16 protein-coding genes and 1 tRNA gene are annotated in these 18,765 nt (G+C 59.1%); 6 read left to right on the top strand and 11 right to left on the bottom strand.

The window, feature by feature from the left end; translation table 11 throughout:
• Positions 1-14: 14 nt before the first annotated feature.
• From HDF08_RS03565 to HDF08_RS03540, 6 genes are all read right to left on the bottom strand, one after another.
• Entirely contained in the window at positions 15-959 is a 945-nt protein-coding gene (locus tag HDF08_RS03565) for a S66 peptidase family protein (protein WP_373563115.1), read from the bottom strand.
• On the bottom strand, positions 956-1,759 hold the full coding sequence (gene dapF / locus HDF08_RS03560) for a diaminopimelate epimerase (RefSeq protein ID WP_179637224.1): 804 nt from the start codon (positions 1,757-1,759) through the stop codon (positions 956-958). The genes HDF08_RS03565 and dapF overlap by 4 nt, the downstream gene beginning before the upstream one ends.
• Positions 1,760-1,800: 41 nt before the next feature.
• Positions 1,801-3,507: a glycosyltransferase family 39 protein gene (locus HDF08_RS03555; RefSeq protein ID WP_179638761.1), complete on the bottom strand. Its 1,707-nt coding sequence runs from the start codon at positions 3,505-3,507 to the stop codon at positions 1,801-1,803.
• Positions 3,494-4,438, bottom strand: a complete 945-nt coding sequence (locus HDF08_RS03550; protein ID WP_179637223.1) for a PfkB family carbohydrate kinase — start codon at positions 4,436-4,438, stop codon at positions 3,494-3,496. Before HDF08_RS03550 ends, HDF08_RS03555 begins: the two co-directional genes overlap by 14 nt.
• An 82-nt stretch (positions 4,439-4,520) precedes the next feature.
• Positions 4,521-5,387 carry an S-methyl-5'-thioadenosine phosphorylase gene (gene mtnP / locus HDF08_RS03545; RefSeq protein ID WP_179637222.1) on the bottom strand — a complete coding sequence of 289 codons (867 nt, stop codon included), beginning with the start codon at positions 5,385-5,387 and terminating at the stop codon, positions 4,521-4,523.
• Between the two features lie 38 nt (positions 5,388-5,425).
• The gene (locus HDF08_RS03540) at positions 5,426-7,003 is read right to left on the bottom strand and encodes a hypothetical protein (RefSeq protein ID WP_257030856.1); all 1,578 of its coding nucleotides are present in this window, start codon (positions 7,001-7,003) and stop codon (positions 5,426-5,428) included.
• 58 nt (positions 7,004-7,061) lie between these two features.
• Between HDF08_RS03540 and ygfZ the strand changes: the two genes are divergently transcribed.
• Genes ygfZ through HDF08_RS03520 form a run of 4 tightly spaced genes read left to right on the top strand, consistent with a single transcriptional unit; the run spans position 7,062 to position 10,529 of the window.
• Complete coding sequence (gene ygfZ / locus HDF08_RS03535; protein WP_179637221.1) at positions 7,062-8,126, top strand: CAF17-like 4Fe-4S cluster assembly/insertion protein YgfZ; 1,065 nt, start codon at positions 7,062-7,064, stop codon at positions 8,124-8,126.
• A 2-nt stretch (positions 8,127-8,128) separates the two neighbouring features.
• Positions 8,129-8,740 (top strand): DUF1844 domain-containing protein, encoded by a 612-nt coding sequence (locus HDF08_RS03530; RefSeq protein ID WP_179637220.1) that lies wholly within the window; start codon positions 8,129-8,131, stop codon positions 8,738-8,740.
• Between the two features lie 2 nt (positions 8,741-8,742).
• Positions 8,743-9,543, top strand: a complete 801-nt coding sequence (locus HDF08_RS03525; protein ID WP_179637219.1) for an MBL fold metallo-hydrolase — start codon at positions 8,743-8,745, stop codon at positions 9,541-9,543.
• The gene (locus HDF08_RS03520; protein ID WP_179637218.1) at positions 9,543-10,529 is read left to right on the top strand and encodes a bifunctional riboflavin kinase/FAD synthetase; all 987 of its coding nucleotides are present in this window, start codon (positions 9,543-9,545) and stop codon (positions 10,527-10,529) included. The genes HDF08_RS03525 and HDF08_RS03520 overlap by 1 nt, the downstream gene beginning before the upstream one ends.
• Here the strand turns inward: HDF08_RS03520 and HDF08_RS03515 are convergent.
• From HDF08_RS03515 to HDF08_RS03505, 3 genes are all read right to left on the bottom strand, one after another.
• The gene (locus HDF08_RS03515; RefSeq protein WP_179637217.1) at positions 10,474-13,029 is read right to left on the bottom strand and encodes a penicillin-binding protein 1A; all 2,556 of its coding nucleotides are present in this window, start codon (positions 13,027-13,029) and stop codon (positions 10,474-10,476) included. The two genes, HDF08_RS03520 and HDF08_RS03515, sit on opposite strands and share 56 nt — an antisense overlap.
• A 74-nt stretch (positions 13,030-13,103) precedes the next feature.
• Positions 13,104-14,336: a S41 family peptidase gene (locus HDF08_RS03510; RefSeq protein WP_179637216.1), complete on the bottom strand. Its 1,233-nt coding sequence runs from the start codon at positions 14,334-14,336 to the stop codon at positions 13,104-13,106.
• Between the two features lie 152 nt (positions 14,337-14,488).
• Positions 14,489-14,565, bottom strand: a tRNA-Met gene (locus tag HDF08_RS03505).
• Between the two features lie 173 nt (positions 14,566-14,738).
• Between HDF08_RS03505 and kdsB the strand changes: the two genes are divergently transcribed.
• Positions 14,739-15,545: a 3-deoxy-manno-octulosonate cytidylyltransferase gene (kdsB, locus tag HDF08_RS03500; RefSeq protein ID WP_373563168.1), complete on the top strand. Its 807-nt coding sequence runs from the start codon at positions 14,739-14,741 to the stop codon at positions 15,543-15,545.
• Between the two features lie 346 nt (positions 15,546-15,891).
• Positions 15,892-16,242, top strand: coding sequence for a hypothetical protein (locus tag HDF08_RS03495; protein ID WP_179637215.1), 351 nt, complete (start codon positions 15,892-15,894; stop codon positions 16,240-16,242).
• Positions 16,243-16,607: 365 nt separating this feature from the next.
• On the opposite strand, the gene HDF08_RS03490 is transcribed toward HDF08_RS03495, so the two are convergent.
• Both HDF08_RS03490 and HDF08_RS03485 read right to left on the bottom strand, forming a co-directional pair.
• Entirely contained in the window at positions 16,608-17,273 is a 666-nt protein-coding gene (locus HDF08_RS03490) for an HAD family hydrolase (RefSeq protein ID WP_306459660.1), read from the bottom strand.
• Positions 17,270-18,718 (bottom strand): phosphoglucomutase/phosphomannomutase family protein, encoded by a 1,449-nt coding sequence (locus tag HDF08_RS03485; RefSeq protein WP_179637214.1) that lies wholly within the window; start codon positions 18,716-18,718, stop codon positions 17,270-17,272. The genes HDF08_RS03490 and HDF08_RS03485 overlap by 4 nt, the downstream gene beginning before the upstream one ends.
• Positions 18,719-18,765: the final 47 nt, after the last annotated feature.

The raw sequence follows: 18,765 nt of genomic DNA, 5'->3' as shown, positions 1-18,765 counted from the left end.
CGCGAGACTCCAGCCTAACCGCTCACCGCTGCTTCGAGAAGGTGCATCCGCGGATTCCTCGCGTCGGCAAGATCCAGTCTGGCAGCAACACCCAGCGGCAGCGTGACGTTATACATGCTCACATGCCCGCATCGCAGCCCGACGGCGATTGGCCCATCAAACTCACGAAGCGCATGAAGAATCGCCCGCTCCAGATAGTCCTGCTCGTCCGGCGAAACGTTTTGCTCCATATCCCCAAAGACGATCCCGGTCACCTTTTCAAGCACCCCCGCATAGCGAAGATGAAGCAGCATCCGATCCCACTGATACGGCTTCGTTCCGATGTCCTCCAGAAAAAGAATGCTGTCCCTCTCAACACGCGGAGCATACGGCGTACCCAGCGCCTCCACGAAGATGGAGAGACACCCGCCAACGACCAAGCCCTCGGCCTGCCCGCCACGCAAGACGCGAAGCCCCTCCGTATCACCAAGCGACCATGCAGGATCGCCCGTCAGACTATGCTGCCAACTCGCGAGGTCCACGCCATCCTCTCGCGAAAAATCCGCCGCCACCATCGGCCCATAGAACGTCGCAAGATTCGCCTCATTGTGAAGCCAGCAATGCAGCGAAGTATGGTCGCTGTACCCAATAAACGGCTTTGGATTTGCTCGAATCAGCTTCGCATCAAGATGCGGCAGCAACTCCGCCGATCCCCACCCGCCCCGCGTGCAGATGATCCCATCGATCTCCGGATCCGCAAACGCCGCATGAAGGTCCCGCAGCCGATCTTCCAGTTTGCCCGCGTAGTACAGCGGCCCGCTGTCCAGCGCATGTGGACTAAGTACGGCCTTGTACCCAAGCCGCTGCAGGTGCGCCATGCCACGCTCCACCAACTCCGGCTTGGGAGTACTCGCCGGCGACAAGACCGCAAGCGTAGCGCCCGCACGCAGCGCACGAGGCTTGAAAAGTGGTGCCGTCACAGGGCCGCAACCTCGCCGCGGCAGATAATCTCCGCCGGCCCCGTCAATCGCATCACCGCATCGTTTGACGGCCACACAGTTCGCTGCGGCCCGCCCTCTGCAATCGCAGTCAACTCCCGTTCCACCCTGCGAAGCACCATCGCCGCAGCCGAAGAGGCACACGTCCCCGTACCCGAAGAGGTCGTAGGCCCGCACCCTCTCTCAAAGATACGAAACGCAATCTCGGTCTGCGAAAGAACCCGAACAAACTCAACGTTGGTGCTATGCGGAAACAGCGGACTCACGCTAATCTGCGCTCCAAGCTCCTGCCAGCTCAGGCCATGTGCGCTGAAATCGTCGCTATCCACAAAGAGAACAAAATGAGGGTTGCCGACATTCACCATTGCGCCCGGCACCTCACCAACTCTTGGCAGCACAATCGTGCGCTGCATTACACGTGGAACGCCCATCTCGCTCTCGATCAGATAAAGCGGATCGTTCGACTCAATCACATGACAAGTACGCAAGCCACCATGAGTGCCCAGCCCAACCTCCGGCCTACCCTCGCTGCTCGCCAGCCAGGCGGCCACACAGCGCGTTCCATTGCCGGAAAGCTCCGCTTCGCTTCCATCAGCATTGAAGAGCCGCAGAAAATATTCGCCATTGGCCTTTCGATCAAGGAATTCAATACCATCGGCACCAACACCGGTGTTCCGCGCACACAACTTGCGAGCAAGCTCAGCGTGGCGACGCTGTGCCACCGGCTCCTCGATGATCAGAAAGTCATTACCGCAGGCATGCGCTTTGACGAAGAAAATCATGTGCTCCTATTGTGCCTCAATGCTAGTTGCAAGTCGGCCGGCTACTTCGGCAGCGCAATGCTGGATCGGTCAGACTTATAAATTCGCGCGCAGGGCTGGCCGCTTGTGCACAAAATCGTCAACTCGTTAAGCCCTTGAGGATGCATTGCAACGGCTGCCGCCACCGGATCTCCGGCGATCGCGACAACGTATCCCGCATGCTCAGCAGGCACGGCCAGCGCAGCCTGAAAACTGTCGTAATCTCCTTCATTGACAGTCTGCCGCAAAGGAATTCCAGCATCCTGCAGCGCCCCTATGTGATCGGAGTTGTACATCAAAATCGTCGAGCCATAAGGAAACTGCCCCAGCTGACGAGCCAGCGCCGTCTCAAATGCAACCCGAGTCGTTGAATTCACCAGCGCCTCTTTGAGCACCAGCGGCGTGCGGTACATCATCCCAACCGTATTCAAGGCAATCAACAGAAGCACCACAGGCTGCATCAGTCTCCTGGCAAGCGGCTGCGTCTCGCTCCATCTCCGCTCCATCCACTGCACGGCCACAAACGTAAAGAGCGCCAGCGCCGGCAGCAGTTCCATTCCATAGCGCGAGTTGTAGTAAGAGTGCGGCCAGAGCTGCGGAATAAAGATCGGCACCGAACCATAAGCCACCGAATAGATATAGAACGGCAGCGGCATCCATAGCAACAGCGACGACAGAGCGAGGCGGCGACGTACCGTCAGAATCAACCCACCCACGGCCGCTGCCATCAGCAGAAAACCCGTCTCCCAAAAAGCCGCGTCCACCTGTGCCGTGCGCGTATAAAACAACAGCGCCCACGCAGGGTTATGCCATCCACGGTGGTGATGGCCGTTAGGCGGCATCGTCTTCCTTTCAATCGCTGCCGCAGAATAAGGCCCACGCAGAAAGTCCAGCGGATCATGAAAGAAGTGCTGGTTATAGGCCAGCCAGCTCACCGGCCCTGCAATCAACAACACCGTGAAGACAACAAAAACCAGAGTGACCTCACGCCACACCTCACGCCTGCGCGCCAGCGAGAACGTCACTACACACCACGCTGCCGCGCCTAAAATCCAGCCGTCGTAGCGCGTAAACACAGCCGCCACAAGGAAGACCGCAAGCAACACCAGACGGCGCTTAACCGCACTCACCCGCGAGTCCTTAATCGCAGCGATGCATTCAACAGTAAGCAACGTCGTCCAGATGAGAAGCATTAGGAACAACGGCTCCGTCATCGCAGTCGTCGCAAGATAGAGCAGATTCGGGTTGAGCGCATAAAGAGCCATCGCCGCCAGCGCCCACCGCGGAATCATCATCCAGCGCGCCAGCCGATAGATACCCGCAACACTGGCGATATAGCAGATCAACGAAGGCCACGCACCAGCCAGTCCGTTCTGCCACCACTCCACCTTTTGCACAAAAGGAAGCATCAGCAGGTGGGGCAACGGCAACCAAACCCCGCCAAGCTGGACGAGCCCCGGATTCCGCGAATCCAGGATGCGCCGAGCAATGCCAAGATGCGCAACAGCATCACCGTACAGTAGGAGATATCCACGCGAATACGATAGAAGCAATGCGATAAAAGACAGCAACACCGCACCCAACGCGACCGGAAAGGTCTCCTGCCGCGTCGCCGGCCTCACCTCTTCCGGATCGAACTCCGCGACACCCGAACCAGCAGTTCGGCCCGCTAAGGCCGATGCCGCTGGCTTGTTAAGCCGCGAACTCCGGGACGACTTAGACGCCCGCATGTTCAAGGTGCGAGATCTCCAGGAAGAGTTTGAATCGTTCATCGATCTCTTCACGAGACACATTCTGCAGCCGCTCAGTCCCAAAACGCTCCACGGCAAACGAACCCATCACCCCACCATAAAACATCGCAGTGCGAAGAACTGCCGGCGTCAACTTAGGCTGCGACGCGAGGTATCCATAGAAACCTCCAGCAAACGAGTCCCCCGCACCCGTGGGGTCAACTACCTCCGCAAGCGGCAGCGCCGGCGCGCGAAACGGACGCAATGCCTTGCTACCACTAGAAAACGAGCGATCGCTGAAGAAAGCGGTGGCGCCATACTCACCATGCTTGACCACTAGCGTCTTCGGTCCCATGGCAAGCACCTTCTCCGCGGCCACAACCAGGTTGCGCTCCCCAGCCAGCATGCGCGCCTCGCCGTCATTGATCAGCAACACATCCAGCTCGCGCAGCACCTTCGCAAGATTCGCAGAGTGATCGGCAATCCAGTAGTTCATCGTATCGCCGCAAACCATGCGGACATTTGGCATCTGGCTTCGCACGCGCGACTGCAGCACTGGATCTATATTCGCAAGAAACAGATACTCGCTGTCCTTATATGCATCCGGAATCTTTGGCTCGAACGTCTCGAAGACATTCAGGTCTGTACCGAGAGTCTTGGCCTCGTCCATATTGCCCGAGTAAGAACCGGTCCAGTGAAAGCTGAGTCCCTCCGACCGTTCGATACCCTTCGTGTCGATGCCGCGGCGAGTAAAGATCGCCTCATGCTCAGCAGTAAAGTCCTTCCCGACGACACCAATAACGCGTACCGATGTAAAGTAACTGGCTGCAAGCGAAAAATGTGTTGCCGCGCCGCCCAGGCAATCCTTCACCGCGCCATGGGGCGTTTCAATGCTATCGAACGCTACCGAACCTACAACGAGAATTGCCATAAACTCCTTCTACACACTACGATCTAATTAATATTAGCAACTAATCAAGTTACAAAATCTTGAGACACACAAAACTATTACCTTAGAGATATCTACTAAGCAGCAGAGAAAGCTTCTGCTTAGTCTCTTCTGGAATCACTTTACGATCAGTAAGAATGGCGTACTTCAAAGCATCGACACACGCGCAGCCTTTTGTCATATCCACCGGCATCGCCGCAACAGCCGCACGTACTACCTTTGAGGCGTTGTCCGCATTCTGATGCATGACAGCAACAATCTGATCCACTGTAACGTCGTCGTGACCTTCGCGCCAGCAGTCGTAGTCGGTGACCATCGCCACGGTCGCATAGCAAAGCTCGGCCTCGCGAGCCAGCTTCGCCTCCTGCAGGTTCGTCATCCCAATCACATCAGCTCCCCAGCTTCGATAAAGATTCGACTCCGCGCGAGTCGAGAATTGCGGCCCCTCCATACAGACATATGTTCCGCCAAGCTTGCCGACGACACCAACCGTGTCGCAAGCCTTCTTCAGCACCTCGGCCAGTGGTGCGCAGATCGGGTCACCAAAGGCGACGTGAGCAACAATCCCTTCGCCAAAAAACGTGGACGCGCGAGCAAAGGTGCGGTCGATAAATTGATCCGGAATCACAAAGTCCGTCGGCTTGTGTGCTTCCTTCAGCGAACCCACCGCCGAGACAGAAAGAATCGTATCAACTCCAAGCATCTTCATCGCAAAGATGTTGGCGCGGAAGTTCAACTCGCTGGGCAGAATGCGATGACCGCGTCCATGACGAGCAAGAAATGCGACGTTTCGGCCTTCGAGTTCACCCAGAACAAAAGCATCGGACGGCTCGCCGAACGGAGTTGTCACGCGTTCCTCGCGCACATTGGTAAGTCCAGGCATGGCATACAGGCCGCTGCCCCCTATAATTCCGATCTCTGCCTTCTTCAAAATATCCTTGCTCCCTTTAGCGAACACATTCCGCGTGGCTACTTCGCCCCTCTAGAAGTATACCGTTGTAGCGCGCTCTCATTGACCGCGCCGAAAGACGCCAAAACTCGCGACATCGAGAGCGCTGGCTCGTTGACTGGCACAATGACCGGCACAACCGCCTGCTGCATCCGCCCTTCAGGCTGTATGCTCCCGATCATGTCGCGCAGCTTTCGTGCGAGCGCCAGATTGAAACCTTCGCCGATAAACACCGAATCGCCCGCGCGAGAGATCACGACATCTCCCTCATTAGTGGAGTACACCAGCTCTTCCTCGTCAGTCTCATCGCTCTTGCGCTCCACAATGTTCGAATATTTTCTCGGAATCTGCGCCGCATAGATACGCAGAAAAGACCGCGCCGAATCAGCGTTCTTCCATCGCGAGTAGTAAAGCAGCGCAATGGATGCCGTTGACTCCTTCTCCGCCTCGGTCACAGCCGACTTGCGTTGCGCTGCATAGTAGACACCACCATTCCACTCTGGCGCGAGTGCAGCTGCCTGCTCCCGCCCGCCGAACAGCTCCGCAAGAATGCGAACGTCCAGCTCCCCCATCACGCCGACATCGTAGGGGGTGTACTCCGCATCGAGCAGCGGATGAATATCCGGCAATCGGACCAGAGGCACCGGCGCATGCGCCATGTAGGCCTCCGGATTCATGATCTCGAAGCTCGAAGACGGAGGGTTCGCGAGCACGCCATGAAACGCCGCCTCTTTGCCGGCCTTGACCAGAATCGCCTGCTCGAAGCCAAGTCCTTCGCCATACGGAAACAACAAAGACTCCTGCAACAGCAGCGGAGCACGCGCCATCACAGGCGATCCGCCCGCGTCTGTCGCCTGGTCCTTCAACTTATTCGCAAGATCCGGCGCATCGGCGATCGTCCTACCGGTGGACCGCAGTGTGTAGTCGATGAAGACCGCCATCGCCTGCCCCTCCGCCACAGCCGTGCGTGCGGTATCTGCCTCGTCCATCTGCAGGTGATGATTGTCTTCCTGCACGCTATGCGAGGTGCTGGACAAACTAACATCCGACCACTTCGTCAGGTCGATGTTCTGATCCTGCAGAGCGTGAGTTAGCTCATGCGCCAGCACCGGTTTCTGCTCGTCAGGCTCAATCCAGTCCAGCAGATTCACTGTCTTCGTCTTGTTGTCATAAAAACCGGCAACCTGCTCGGTCAACAGAGACAGCAAAAACGTACGCAAGTGAAAATCGCGATCGAGCAGCCCGAACTTTTTAAGCACAACCTCCGACCGCTCCATGCGCTTGGCGCCCTCATCTTCGTCAAACTTGTCTTTGAGGTAGTGATTCACCTGATCGCGCGAGATAAGTTTGCGCTTCACGGTATGTTCAATCGGCAACTTGGTGTCGCTACTGACGAAGCTGAGAATCTCATCCACAGACCGAAAGAGCTCCTTCGCCTGTTGCTTCGTCATCGGCTGTTGAGTCGCAGCAGGAGAAGCCGGCTGAGCAGCACCCGGCGCCGACGTCTGCGCGGCTCCAAAACTGGCCGACCACAGCGCAAAGGCCGCGATCATCCCCGTCGAACTTCCGCTCCCGACCCAAAGCCTTCCCAGCAACATAACCCTCTCGATCCACCGCTATAATCAAGTGTACGCAAGTTTTTTGCATCAATCCGTCATGAGTTCATCAGCACAATCCGAAATCTCGATCCCGTCAACTTCGACTCCCGCCTTGCAGCTCAAGGCGCTCCTCCAGAACACCGGCATATCCGCTCTGCACAACACCGGCTGGATTCGAGCCACCGGAGAGGACCGCGTCCGCTGGTTGAACGGGATGGTAACCAACTCCATCCAGCAGCTACTCCCCGGCGAGGGCACCTATAACTTCCTCCTCAGCGTTCAAGGCCGCATCCAGGGCGACGCCACCATCTTTGCCCGCCCGGACGATCTCCTCATGGAGACAAGCTCGCCGCAAGTCCCAACCTTGATAACGCTGCTCGACCGATTCATCATCATGGACGACGTCGAACTCGCAGACATCAGCAGCACGCGCTCCGGCCTCCTGCTCGCCGGTCCCAAAGCCGCCTCGCTCCTGCAACAGATCGGCCTCCCCGCGGATGATCTCGAACCCCTCGCGATGCTTTCGCTCAGCTGGAACAACGCCGCAGTAGACATCCTGCACGCATACAGTCCCCTTGTACCGCGATTTGAGCTGTGGGCCGATCACGCAACTACGGCAAAGCTCGCCAACACACTTCAAAGCCTCGACGCAACACCCTGCGAGGTTCAAAGCCTCGAATGGCTCCGCATCCTCGAAGGAACTCCGCAGATCGGAACCGACATCCGCGACCGCGAACTCCCACAGGAGACCGGCCAGACCCGCGCCCTGCACTTCGCCAAGGGCTGCTACCTCGGCCAAGAGATCGTCGAGCGAATCCGCTCCCGCGGCAATGTCCATCGCATCTTCAGCGGCTTCCGGCTCGACGGCGATCTTCCACCCGCCGGCATATCGCTCGAAGCCGACGGCAAGCAAACAGGCGAACTCACCAGCGTAGCCGCCATTCCTTTACCCGGCGAATCTCAATCCATCCACTTCGCACTTGGCTACCTCCGCCGCGAGGCTTTGGACCGTGGCCTACCCATCGTTTACGCCGGCGGTATCGCACAACCGGTCTCGCTCCCCTTTTCGCAACCTGCAGCCTCTGCGCCATCGGTTGCATCTGAACCTCCTGAAAGAGTGTGAACATGCCTGAACAGAAAAAGCCCTTCGTTGTCACCGACCGCCGCAAGTTCACCATGGACGGCGAGCTGCGCCCTGACGCCGATCCTTCGCCAGAGAGAGAAGAGCGCGAGGCGCGGCCGGCAGAACCAGTCGCTGCAACGCCATCCCAGCCCGTCGCACCCGAGACACCGCAGGAGCCCGAGCTCCCGCCAGCCCTAACCGCAGAGCAGACCGAGCAGGCCAAGCGCGCCTACGAGATGACAGCCGATCGCCTCGACACCGCAATCCGCTCAGCCAACCCCGGCATGGACCATCCGCCCACCATGAGCTTTGATCAGCTCGTCCAGTCCGTCTACATGACCTCCATCCTGCAGCTCGGCGGCACCACGCAGGAGGGCCAGCAGCCCCAGGTCGACATTCTCGGAGCACGCCAGAGCATCGACATGCTCCAGGTTCTCGAAGAGAAGACCAAAGGTAATCTCTCCACCGAAGAGTCACGTCTGCTCGAAAGCGCTCTCTTCGAACTGCGCATGGCCTTCCTCGAAGTCACGCAGGCGCTCGCCCGTTCCGCAGCCTCCAAGGCCCCCGGCGGCCCAGCCCGTCCTGGCCCAGGCGGCCCCAGCATCGTCCGCTAACGATGGAGGCGACCCTCACCTTCCTCGGCACCGGCACCTCCATGGGGGTGCCAACCCTCGGCTGCGACTGCGCCGTCTGCACCTCCGCTGTGTCTTCGCATGGCGACCCACGCAATCGCCGCACCCGCCCCTCCCTTCGTCTCGACTACAACCACCACACCATCCTCGTCGACACCGGCCCGGACTTCCACGCCCAAGCCATCCGCGAGAACATCCGCCGCGTCGATGCCGTCCTCTACACCCACGGCCACGCCGACCACGTCCTCGGCTTCGACGACCTGCGCCCCCTCAGCTTCCGCGGCAACGGAAACCTCCCCATCTACGCCGACGACGCCACCGCAAAGACCCTCGAGCGCATCTTCGAGTACACCTTTCGCAAAGAAGACCGCTATCCTACCAGCGCCCGAGTTGAGATTCATCGCATCGACCCAACGCCAGGCTCTGGAGTAGATCTCTTCGGCGCATGCATACGTCGAGTCCCCGTCACCCACGGCCGCGAGCAGATCACCGGCTATCGCTTCGGCAACGCCGCCTACCTTACCGACATGAGCGACATCCCCGCCGAGAGCATCCCGCTCCTCCAGAATCTTGACGTCCTCATCCTCGACGCCCTCCGCCGCGACCCCCATCCCAGCCACTCGCATCTCGACAAATCTGTCTCCCTCGTCGAACAACTCAAGCCGCGCCGAGCCTTCTTCACCCACATGAGCCACGACCTCGACCACGAAGCCACAGAGGCCGCCCTCCCATCCCACATCCGTCTGGCCTACGACGGCCTCAAGCTCACCTTCGAGATCGCCTGATGCAGATATTCCGCCAACTCGCCGACATCCCCGCCGACTTCGGCCCCACAATCGCCACTATTGGAAACTTCGACGGCGTCCATCGCGGCCACCAGTGGGTCATCGCCGAAGTCGTAGCCCAGGCTCGTGCAAAAAACCTCCGCTCCGTAGCCATCACCTTCGACCCGCACCCCGCACGCGTCCTCCGTCCCGAATCCAGTCAACCGCTCATCACGCCGCTTGCGCAAAAACTCGAGCTGCTCGCAGGCACGGGCATCGACGCAGTGCTGGTACTTCCCTTCACCAGCGAACTCTCCCGCATGACTGCCCGCACCTTCGCCACCGAGATTCTCCAGCGAGCCCTCCGTGTCACTCAACTCCACGAAGGCGAAAACTTCCGCTTCGGCTATCAGGCCGAGGCAGGCATCGAAAGCCTCGAAGCTCTCGGCCGCGAACTAGGCTTCACCGTGCGCGTCTACGCGCCGCGTCATCTGCGCGGAGAGACCATCTCCTCAAGCCGCATCCGCCAGATGATCGCCGAAGGCGACGTCACCCACGTTCGAGCCCTGCTCGGCCGCAGCTTCGCCGTCTGCGGCACACCAGCATCAGGCCGCGGCTACGGCACCCGCTACACCGTCCCCACCATCAACCTCGCGCCCTACGCCGAGCTGCTTCCCGCCAACGGCGTCTACATCACCTCACTCACCGTAGGCACAGAGTCATCAAGCGAGACCTTTGAAGGTGTGACCAACGTAGGCAACCGCCCAACCTTCGGCGCAGACTCCTTCACCGTCGAAACCCATCTACTCAACTTCCACCCAATCGAGCTGGACGAATCGACGCCGCTTGTTCTGACTTTTCTTCGTCGCCTCCGCGCCGAGATGCGCTGGCAAAATCCCGAAGCGCTGAAAGAGCAGATCGGCCGCGACGTCGCCAAGGCAAAACGCTACTTCAATATATGTCGGGTGGTGGATTCGAAACTCCACTCCGCTCATCCGCAGGCTTAGCCGACATAGCTGCCGGCTTCACACGCGCAGCAACCGCCTGCGGCACCGCAGGCTTCAACGGCAAATAAATCGCCTGCGGTGCCGCCCCGTTCGCCTTTGGTTTCTCCACCGGAACCGATGGCGTTGAGCTAGCCTGGGGAGCAGTGGGAAGAACATCCTTCGGCCTTACCCCGCTCGTCGCCCCTGAATCTTCTGCCTGCACCTTCTTCACCTGCGGACGAACCGGATTAGCCTCGCTCACGGCACTGCCGGGCACATCCAGCCTCTTCTTCGCAGCACCCGCAGCTGGAAACGCCTCATCCGGCCTAGTCGCGATCGCGGCCCTCATAAAATCCATCCACATCGGAAGCGCCGCGCGTGCCCCTGTCTCTTTTTCCCCAAGCGACTCGCGATCGTCAAATCCAATCCACGTCCCACAAGTGATTGATGGAGAAAATCCTACAAACCACGCATCCGTATAGTCGTTCGTCGTCCCGGTCTTGCCGCCCAGGGGATGCTTCAACTGCGAAGCCGAGGCCCCCGTCCCATAGCGAACCACCGCCTGCAGCAACTGCATCATCGTCCGCGCCGTATCCACCGAGACGACCTCCGACACCTGCGAAGGAGCCGGATCCAGCGGCAATCCATCTGCCTGAGTAATCCTCCGAATGTATCGCGGCTCAACACGGATGCCGTCGTTCGGAAAGACACTGTACGCGCTCACCTGCTCCGAGAGAGATATATCTGCCGAACCAATTGCCACCGGAAGAAACGCAGGAATATTGCTCGTAATCCCGAAGCGGTGCGCCGTCTCAATCACCTTACGGATTCCATAACGGTCCGCCAGCTTCAGCGCGGGAATATTCCTCGACTCGGCGAACGCGTTGGTCAGCGACATCGCGCCCTTATAGTCGCCCTCGTAGTTATGCGGCGTGTAAGGCCCATTCGGCGTAGGAAACGTCGTCGGTCCATCAACGATGATGTCCGTAGGCTTAGCTCCACCCTCAATCGCCGTCGTATAAACATAGGGCTTGAACGACGAACCAACCTGCCGCTGCGACTGCGTAGCGCGATTGAACTGCGACAAGGCAAAGTCCCTTCCGCCCACCATCGCCAGCACCTCGCCGGTCGAATTGTCCACCGCCATCAGCGAAGCCTGTGCGCCCGAATCCTGCTCCAGCGAAGCGTTCAGCGTTCCATCCCCTGCAAAGCTCATAACCTTGACGTACACGACATCCCCTGTGCGCAGGAAGCTGTCCCCATCCAGGTTCTGCGTCCATCTCCAGTCCTGCGGCGTAAGCACAACCAGCCGCGCACCAAGCTTTACCGTAACTTTCTTCGCAGAGACCGTCGTCACCACGCCGTGGACGTAGCTTCCAATATCAATCGGCTGCACCCAGTCCGGATGCCGATAGCTCTCCACATCCGCCCCGTCCAGCACCACGTTCGGCAGCCTTCCCTTCCACCCGCGCCGGCGCTCATACGTCGCCGTGCCATCCAGAATCGCCTTATTCGCCACCTGTTGCAGATCCAGATCAAGCGTCGTATAAACCTTCAGCCCTGCGCCATGCACCTCTTCCACGCCAAACTGCTTCTCCAGCTGCCTGCGCACCTCTTCCACAAAATACGGCGCGACACTATTCGCCGGCGCCTCCAAGTGCAGCCCCAGCGGTTCGGCCTCCGCCGCCTCCGCCTGCTTCTTCGTGATCTTCCCATCGGCCAGCATCTCGCTCAGTACAAGATTTCTGCGCTTCAAAGCGCGGTCAGGATACTTGATCGGCGAATAAGCCTCAGGCCCCTTCGGCAGCGCAGCCAGAAGCGCAGCTTCGGGCAACGTCAGATCACGCACCTTCTTGTTGAAGAAGTACTCCGACCCAGCCTCAAATCCATACGTCCCATGCCCCAGGTAGATCTGGTTCGCATACAACTCAAAGATCTGTTCCTTCGTAAATCGCCGCTCAATCTGCACCGACAGGAAGACCTCCTGCAGCTTGCGGCCATACGTCTTCTCCGACGAGAGAAACAAGTTGCGCGCCAGCTGCATCGTCAGCGTCGACGCCCCCTGCGCCTTACCGCTCGAATGCAGATCCCGATACGCAGCCCCCACCGCCCGCACCAGGTTCACCCCCCAGTTGCTCTCAAAACTCTTGTCTTCAATCGAAATAATCGCCTGCTTCAGAACCGTCGGAAACTCCGAGTACGGCAGCACCACACGACGCTCCAGCGCAAACGAGCCAAACGGCTTCCCATGCACATCCAGCAGCTCCGTCGTAGTGTTCGGACGATACCGTGCCAGGTCATCCATCTGTGGCAGATCGATCGAGTAGACCAGCATCAGCCCGCAAAGCGCCCCAAAAACCGCGGACAGCCCCAGCAGCACATAAAACGTAACTCGTCTCGCAATGCGTCGGCTCGGATAGTCAGGCCCGTTCAGCGTCGCACGGCGAAGCGCACGTTGCCAATCGGGGATCTCGTCATCAGGCGTTGGCGGCCTTTTTTCGGGACTGTGTAGGCTCTGCACGAAGTCTCACCATAGCACGGCAGAGGAGGCGTTTCTCTCCCACAAAAGGGCCAATCACACCCGAAATAATCAGCCTAAGCAGACTTGCTCTTCAACAGGTCCAGCGCCTTCGTCAGTTGTTCGTCCACCGTCACCGCCGGTTTCTGCAGAGGCTGTTGCGCCTTCTCCGCCGGAGTCGTCGTATCCTCTTCCGCCACAGCATCCTCTGCGGCTGAAGCCACCAGAACGCCCGGCGTCACACCATCATCCTGCAGCTTCTTGCCCGAAGGCGACTCGTACTTCGCAATCGACAGAATCAACGCCGCACCATCCGGCAGCTCAAACGTCTTCTGCTGAGCGCCCTCGCCAAACGTCTTCTCCCCCACCAGGTCCGCCCGCTTGTTATCCAGCAGCGCCGCCGCCACCAGCTCCGCCGGTCCCGCCGTCCCACGATTCACCAGCACCACCACCGGCGCCGTCGTATTGATCGCTTTCGAAGCCTCTGCCGTAAACGTCTGCTTCGCAACCTTCTGCCCTTCAAGCATCGCAATCGTGCCATCTTTCAGGAAGAAGTTCGCCAGCCGCGTCGCCTCCGGCATATCCCCCGCAGCAACGTCGCGCAGATCCAGCAAAATCTTCTTGTTTCCCACCTTCGGCATCGCCTTCAGCTTGGCCTCGATCTGCTGCACATGGTCATGATCCAGCACGCCCGGCTTCAGATACAGGATCGAAGAGTTCTCATACATCGTCTCCGCAACCGGCGCCGGCGGCGTCGAAACCCGCGTCATCACAATCTTGTCCGGAGCAGCCTTCCGCGGCCGCACCACCGAAACCGTCAGCTCACTACCCGGCGCTCCCTCCAGCAACAGCTGAATCATCGCTAGCGAAATATCCCGCGTATCCTGCGGCCCGATCGCCTCAATGATGTCGCCATCGGAGAGATTCGCCTTATCCGCCGGGCTTCCAGGCACCACCGAGACCACGGTCGCATACCCAAACCGCTTCGAAACATTGATCCCCACCTGCGCCTTGCCGCCCTTGTCCGCCTTGAACGCCTTATAGTCCTCCGGCGTCAGATAGCTCGAGTCCGCATCCAGCGACTCCAGCAGCCCGCGCAGCGCGCCATTGGTGACCGCATTGATATTCGGCTCTTCCACATAGTCCGTTTGAATGTGCCGCAGCACCTCGCTATACACGTTGATCTGGCGATACGCCCCATCCTGCGGCTCACTCGCAGCGCTCACAGGGTTAGAGTTCACCCCCAGAAACACGGTGACAACCAGAACAACCGACACGGCGAGCAACAGAATCTTCGAGATCTTAGGCATAGTTCGGAGCAACTCCAAGGGGTATTCGGGGTATTCCTGGCGCAACAAAAGTTAGACGCACCCGCAGGCCAAATGGCCCCGCAGGCAAAACAGTATAGACAAAATGATACTCTCGATCCATACAGAGTGCGCCAGCAGTCGCTATAACACTTTGGTGGCGGTGGGCAGAATCGAACTGCCGACCTACGGGTTATGAGTCCGTCGCTCTAACCATCTGAGCTACACCGCCGATGTGTGTAAGGGGTATGCCGGCGCAAAACTCCTCTGTAGTCAGAGTGAACCATCGCCACAGCACAGCCATCTCCAATCATACTTGATTCCGGCCACAGCGAAAAGCCAGTCAGTGACAGCGCTCCGCACGTCGGCGAGATCCCTCAGCAAGTCGGCCAAGATCCAAAGCCGATCATCCTCGGCGTCATCCCCGCCCGTCTCGCCTCCACGCGTCTCCCCCGCAAAGTCCTCCGCACCCTCGCCGGACGCCCCATGCTCGCCTGGGTCTACGAGGCCGCCAGCGCCTGCCCCCAGCTCGATCGCGTCCTCATCGCCACCGACTCCGACGAGGTAGCCGAACTCTGCCACCGCAACCAATGGCCCGTCCAGCTCACCTCGCCCGACCTCCCCAGCGGCACCGACCGCGTCCACGCCGTCGCCCGCCACCACCACGCCGACATCTACGTCAACATCCAGGGCGACGAGCCCCTTCTCAAACCCCAGCACCTCACCGCCCTCCTCCGCCCCTTCACCCAGCATCATGTCCAAGTCTCCACTCTCAAAGTCCTCTGCACGCCCGAAAACATCGCCAACCCCAACGCCGTAAAGGTAGTCACCGCCGCCGACGGCCGCGCCCTCTACTTCTCCCGAGCCACCATCCCCTACGATCGTGATGCACAAGCCCGCGACGGACAATCAAGTCAGAGCCGAACAACTGAGGCACAAGCAGGAATTAGACAGTACGTCGATGGCACCGCCCCGCAGTACTGGAAGCACATAGGCCTATACGCCTACCGCAAGTCCACCCTCGAGCGATTCCCCAACCTACCCCCCAGCCTTCTCGAACAAACCGAACGCCTCGAACAACTCCGCTTCCTCGAAAACGGCATCCCCATCCATGTCGAGCCCACCGAATTCGACACCATCGGAGTAGACACCGAAAAAGACCTCCAACGCGTAGAGTCCCTCCTCCTGCGCCAATCATCAATCCTCTCTTAGCCGATAGCTATCTCCCGTTCCCTTCTTTACGCACGCATTTGCGCCGTCAACACCACAACCCACGACACACAACCGACGACGACACACAACCGATGACACCACCGACGACACGTCATCCCATGCCATCGTCATCCTGAGCGAAGTGACTCACGGCACTTTGTGAGTCACGCAGTCGAAGGATCCCCGTATTTTGCAGTTGCAGTTGCAGTTGCATTTGCAGTTGTAATTCTTGTTGTCATCCCCGAAGGGGATCTGCGGTTGCGGTTGCACTTGCCGTCGCCTCCACAACACCCAATCACCAACATCAAAGAAGCAGTAAACTGATCCCACCCAAGGGAGCAGGAGCATGTTGCTCGAACTCGTCAAACCCGTAGCTCTTTTTCTCTGCCTCCTCTCCCTCCTCATGGTCTTCCACACCGTCTTCTTCACCCTCGAAGACCCCCATCTCCTGCACCAACCACATCAGGCCCTCAACGACCGCATCCTGGACTCGCTCCTCCTCCTCGCCCTCTCCGCCGGCATCTCCCTCATGGGCAGCCTGGTCTTCCGCGAAGCCGAGCCCCTCCCCCGCCCATCCCTCTCCTCCACCCTCCCGCTCCAGATCTTCTACTGGGCCACCAGCATCATGCTCCTCCTCTACCCCCTCGCCTCCTTTCTCGAAACCCACTACATCTTCACCCCCGCCATCCACTGGTGAAGAAGAAGAGTGGCAAAAATCGCTGTCAACCCCCTTAAGCGCATAAAGCAAGCGTATTCAACGATATCGGCGTGGCATATCAGTTACCCTCAATCCTCTATAATTGAAGCAAAGGAACAAAAAGCTCCACGAAACCCGTGGAGTTTTTGCGTTTAAGACGAATAATCAGCCATAACTCCTTTGTTTGCAGGAATCTGCGGGTAAGCCCTTTGTTATCTCATTTTTACGGACAATGCTTTCGTCTAAATTATTGAAAATAAGCAATTTACGCGCCGGTAATAGGGGGGGTACCCCTACACCAGGAGAGAGGAGATAAGACGTTGCCAGAGACATCATGCAGACGGCAGATCCAGTTGTCACCAGACTCAGCCTACTGGGGTGAACCGCACTTCCAACCCATCCACGCCCACGCCCACCGAAACCCCCTCAAGCGACCGGACAACACACTGCGCCCCCTCCAGCTCCTCTACGCTGTGTGTCCCGGCAACGCCCAGCACCCGGCACCCGGCGGCCAGCCCGGCATCAACGCCCGAAGGAGCATCCTCCACCACCAGGCAATCCTCAGGCCGCAGTCCAAGCAGCTCCGCACCACGCCGGTAAGGCTCCGGGTCGGGCTTCCCCCGCTCCACCATATCTGCACTGATAATCCGCTCCGGCACCGGCAGCCCAGCCGCCTTCAGACGCCCCAGCAGCAGCCTCCGCGTTGCAGAGGTCACAATCGCCCACCGCTCCGTCGGCAGACTCTCCAGCAGCCCCCGCACCCCCGGCAGCACCACCAGGTCCGCCACATCATTCATCTCCAAATCCTCGATATACCGCAGCCCTTCCTCAGGATCGATCTCAGGAACCAGCGACTTCACAATCTCAATCGCACGCATCCCATGCGGCACCTCATAGATCTCCGCGTTCGGAATCCCGTAGTGCTCCGCCCACTGCCGCCAGCAACGCACCACCGAACCAATCGAGCTGACCAGCACCCCATCCATATCGAACAGAATGCCCTTCACCTGCACCGAATGCTCTTCACTCAAGCCCCACGCCCCTGCAGCACAAACGTCTTCGCCGCCGCCAGCACCCGCTCCACCGACTCCATCGAGCAGCTCTCGCAGTACACCCGCAGCAAAGGCTCAGTCCCCGAAGCCCGAAGCAGTAGCCAGGTCTCCGCAGCGTTAGGCTTGACCGCGCAGTCAGGATTCTCCAGAAAGAACTTGATCCCATCCAGCGTCTCCACCCGAAGCACCTTCAAACCCGCGAAGTCCGCGCCAGCCGCATCCTGCAAAGCCTTGGCCCGGGCAATCGCAGACTGCTTCAGCTCCTCATCAATGTGCATATCGATGCGCCCATACTGGTGCTCGCCGAACTCCTCCTGCAACGCAGCGACGAGTTGGCCGAGCGTCTTCTTCTCATCCGCCATCACATTGGCCAGCAGCAGCGAGTTCAGCATCCCATCCCGCTCCGGCAGATGCCGGCTGATGCCGATGCCACCCGACTCCTCGCCACCGATCAGAATCTCCTGCTCGAGCATCAGGTCGCAGACATATTTGAACCCGATCCCATGCTCATGCAGCCGCCGCCCATACTTCGCCGAGATCCGGTCCAGCATCTTCGTCGTGTTGAACGCGCGCGTCACATCGCCCGGCCACCCCTTGCGCTCCAGCAGCCACTTCAAAATCACCGCGAAGATCTTGTGCGCATCGACCACGTTGCCATGCTCATCGACCGCACCGATCCGGTCCGCATCCCCATCCGTAATCAGCCCTGCATCGCACCTCTCCGCTACCACAGCAACCTGCGACTCCTTGATGTGCGGCAGAATCGGCTCAGGATTGATCCCCGGAAACGCAGGATTGATCTCGTTGCGAATCTCGACGAACGGAACCCCAGCCTTCGTAAAGATCCCCGCAACCACCCCACGACCTGCGCCATACATGCAATCAATCAGAAACTTATATCCGGAGGCACGAATCGCATCAAGATCCACAAAGCGCGCGATCGCAGCGATGTAGTCCGTATTAAAGTCGACCGTCTCGATCGAAGCGGCCTTCGCAGCCTTCACCAGCGGCTTGTCGAGATAGCTCTCAATCGCCGCCATGATCGAAGGCTTGCCAGAGCCGCCATAGCTGGCCTTATACTTCACCCCGTTCCACTCCGCCGGATTATGGCTGGAAGTGATCATCACACCACCCGCCGCCCTGCGCTCTCGCACCGCATACGAGAGTGCCGGTGTCGGCGTAATCTCCGCGGCCATCGCCACCGGAATACCCGCCCCCGCGAGCACTTCGGCAACAACCTTCGCGAAGGAGTGCGAGCCGAACCGCGTGTCGTAAGCGAGGCACACCCCGTCCGCCGCATCCTCCTGCGCTAAAACATAGTTCGCAATCGCAGACGCTGCAACCCGCACATTAGCGTAAGTAAAGTCATCCGCAATGATTCCCCGCCAACCGTCGGTGCCAAACTTTACAACTGTCTCTGCCATATGTTGTTTGATTTTTCCTGAATGAATTGATGCAACGACAAGACAAC

Origin of the sequence: Tunturiibacter empetritectus (assembly GCF_013410875.1) — a bacterium.
GTDB lineage: Bacteria > Acidobacteriota > Terriglobia > Terriglobales > Acidobacteriaceae > Edaphobacter > Edaphobacter empetritectus.
This window is presented reverse-complemented; position numbering and strand designations above follow the sequence as displayed.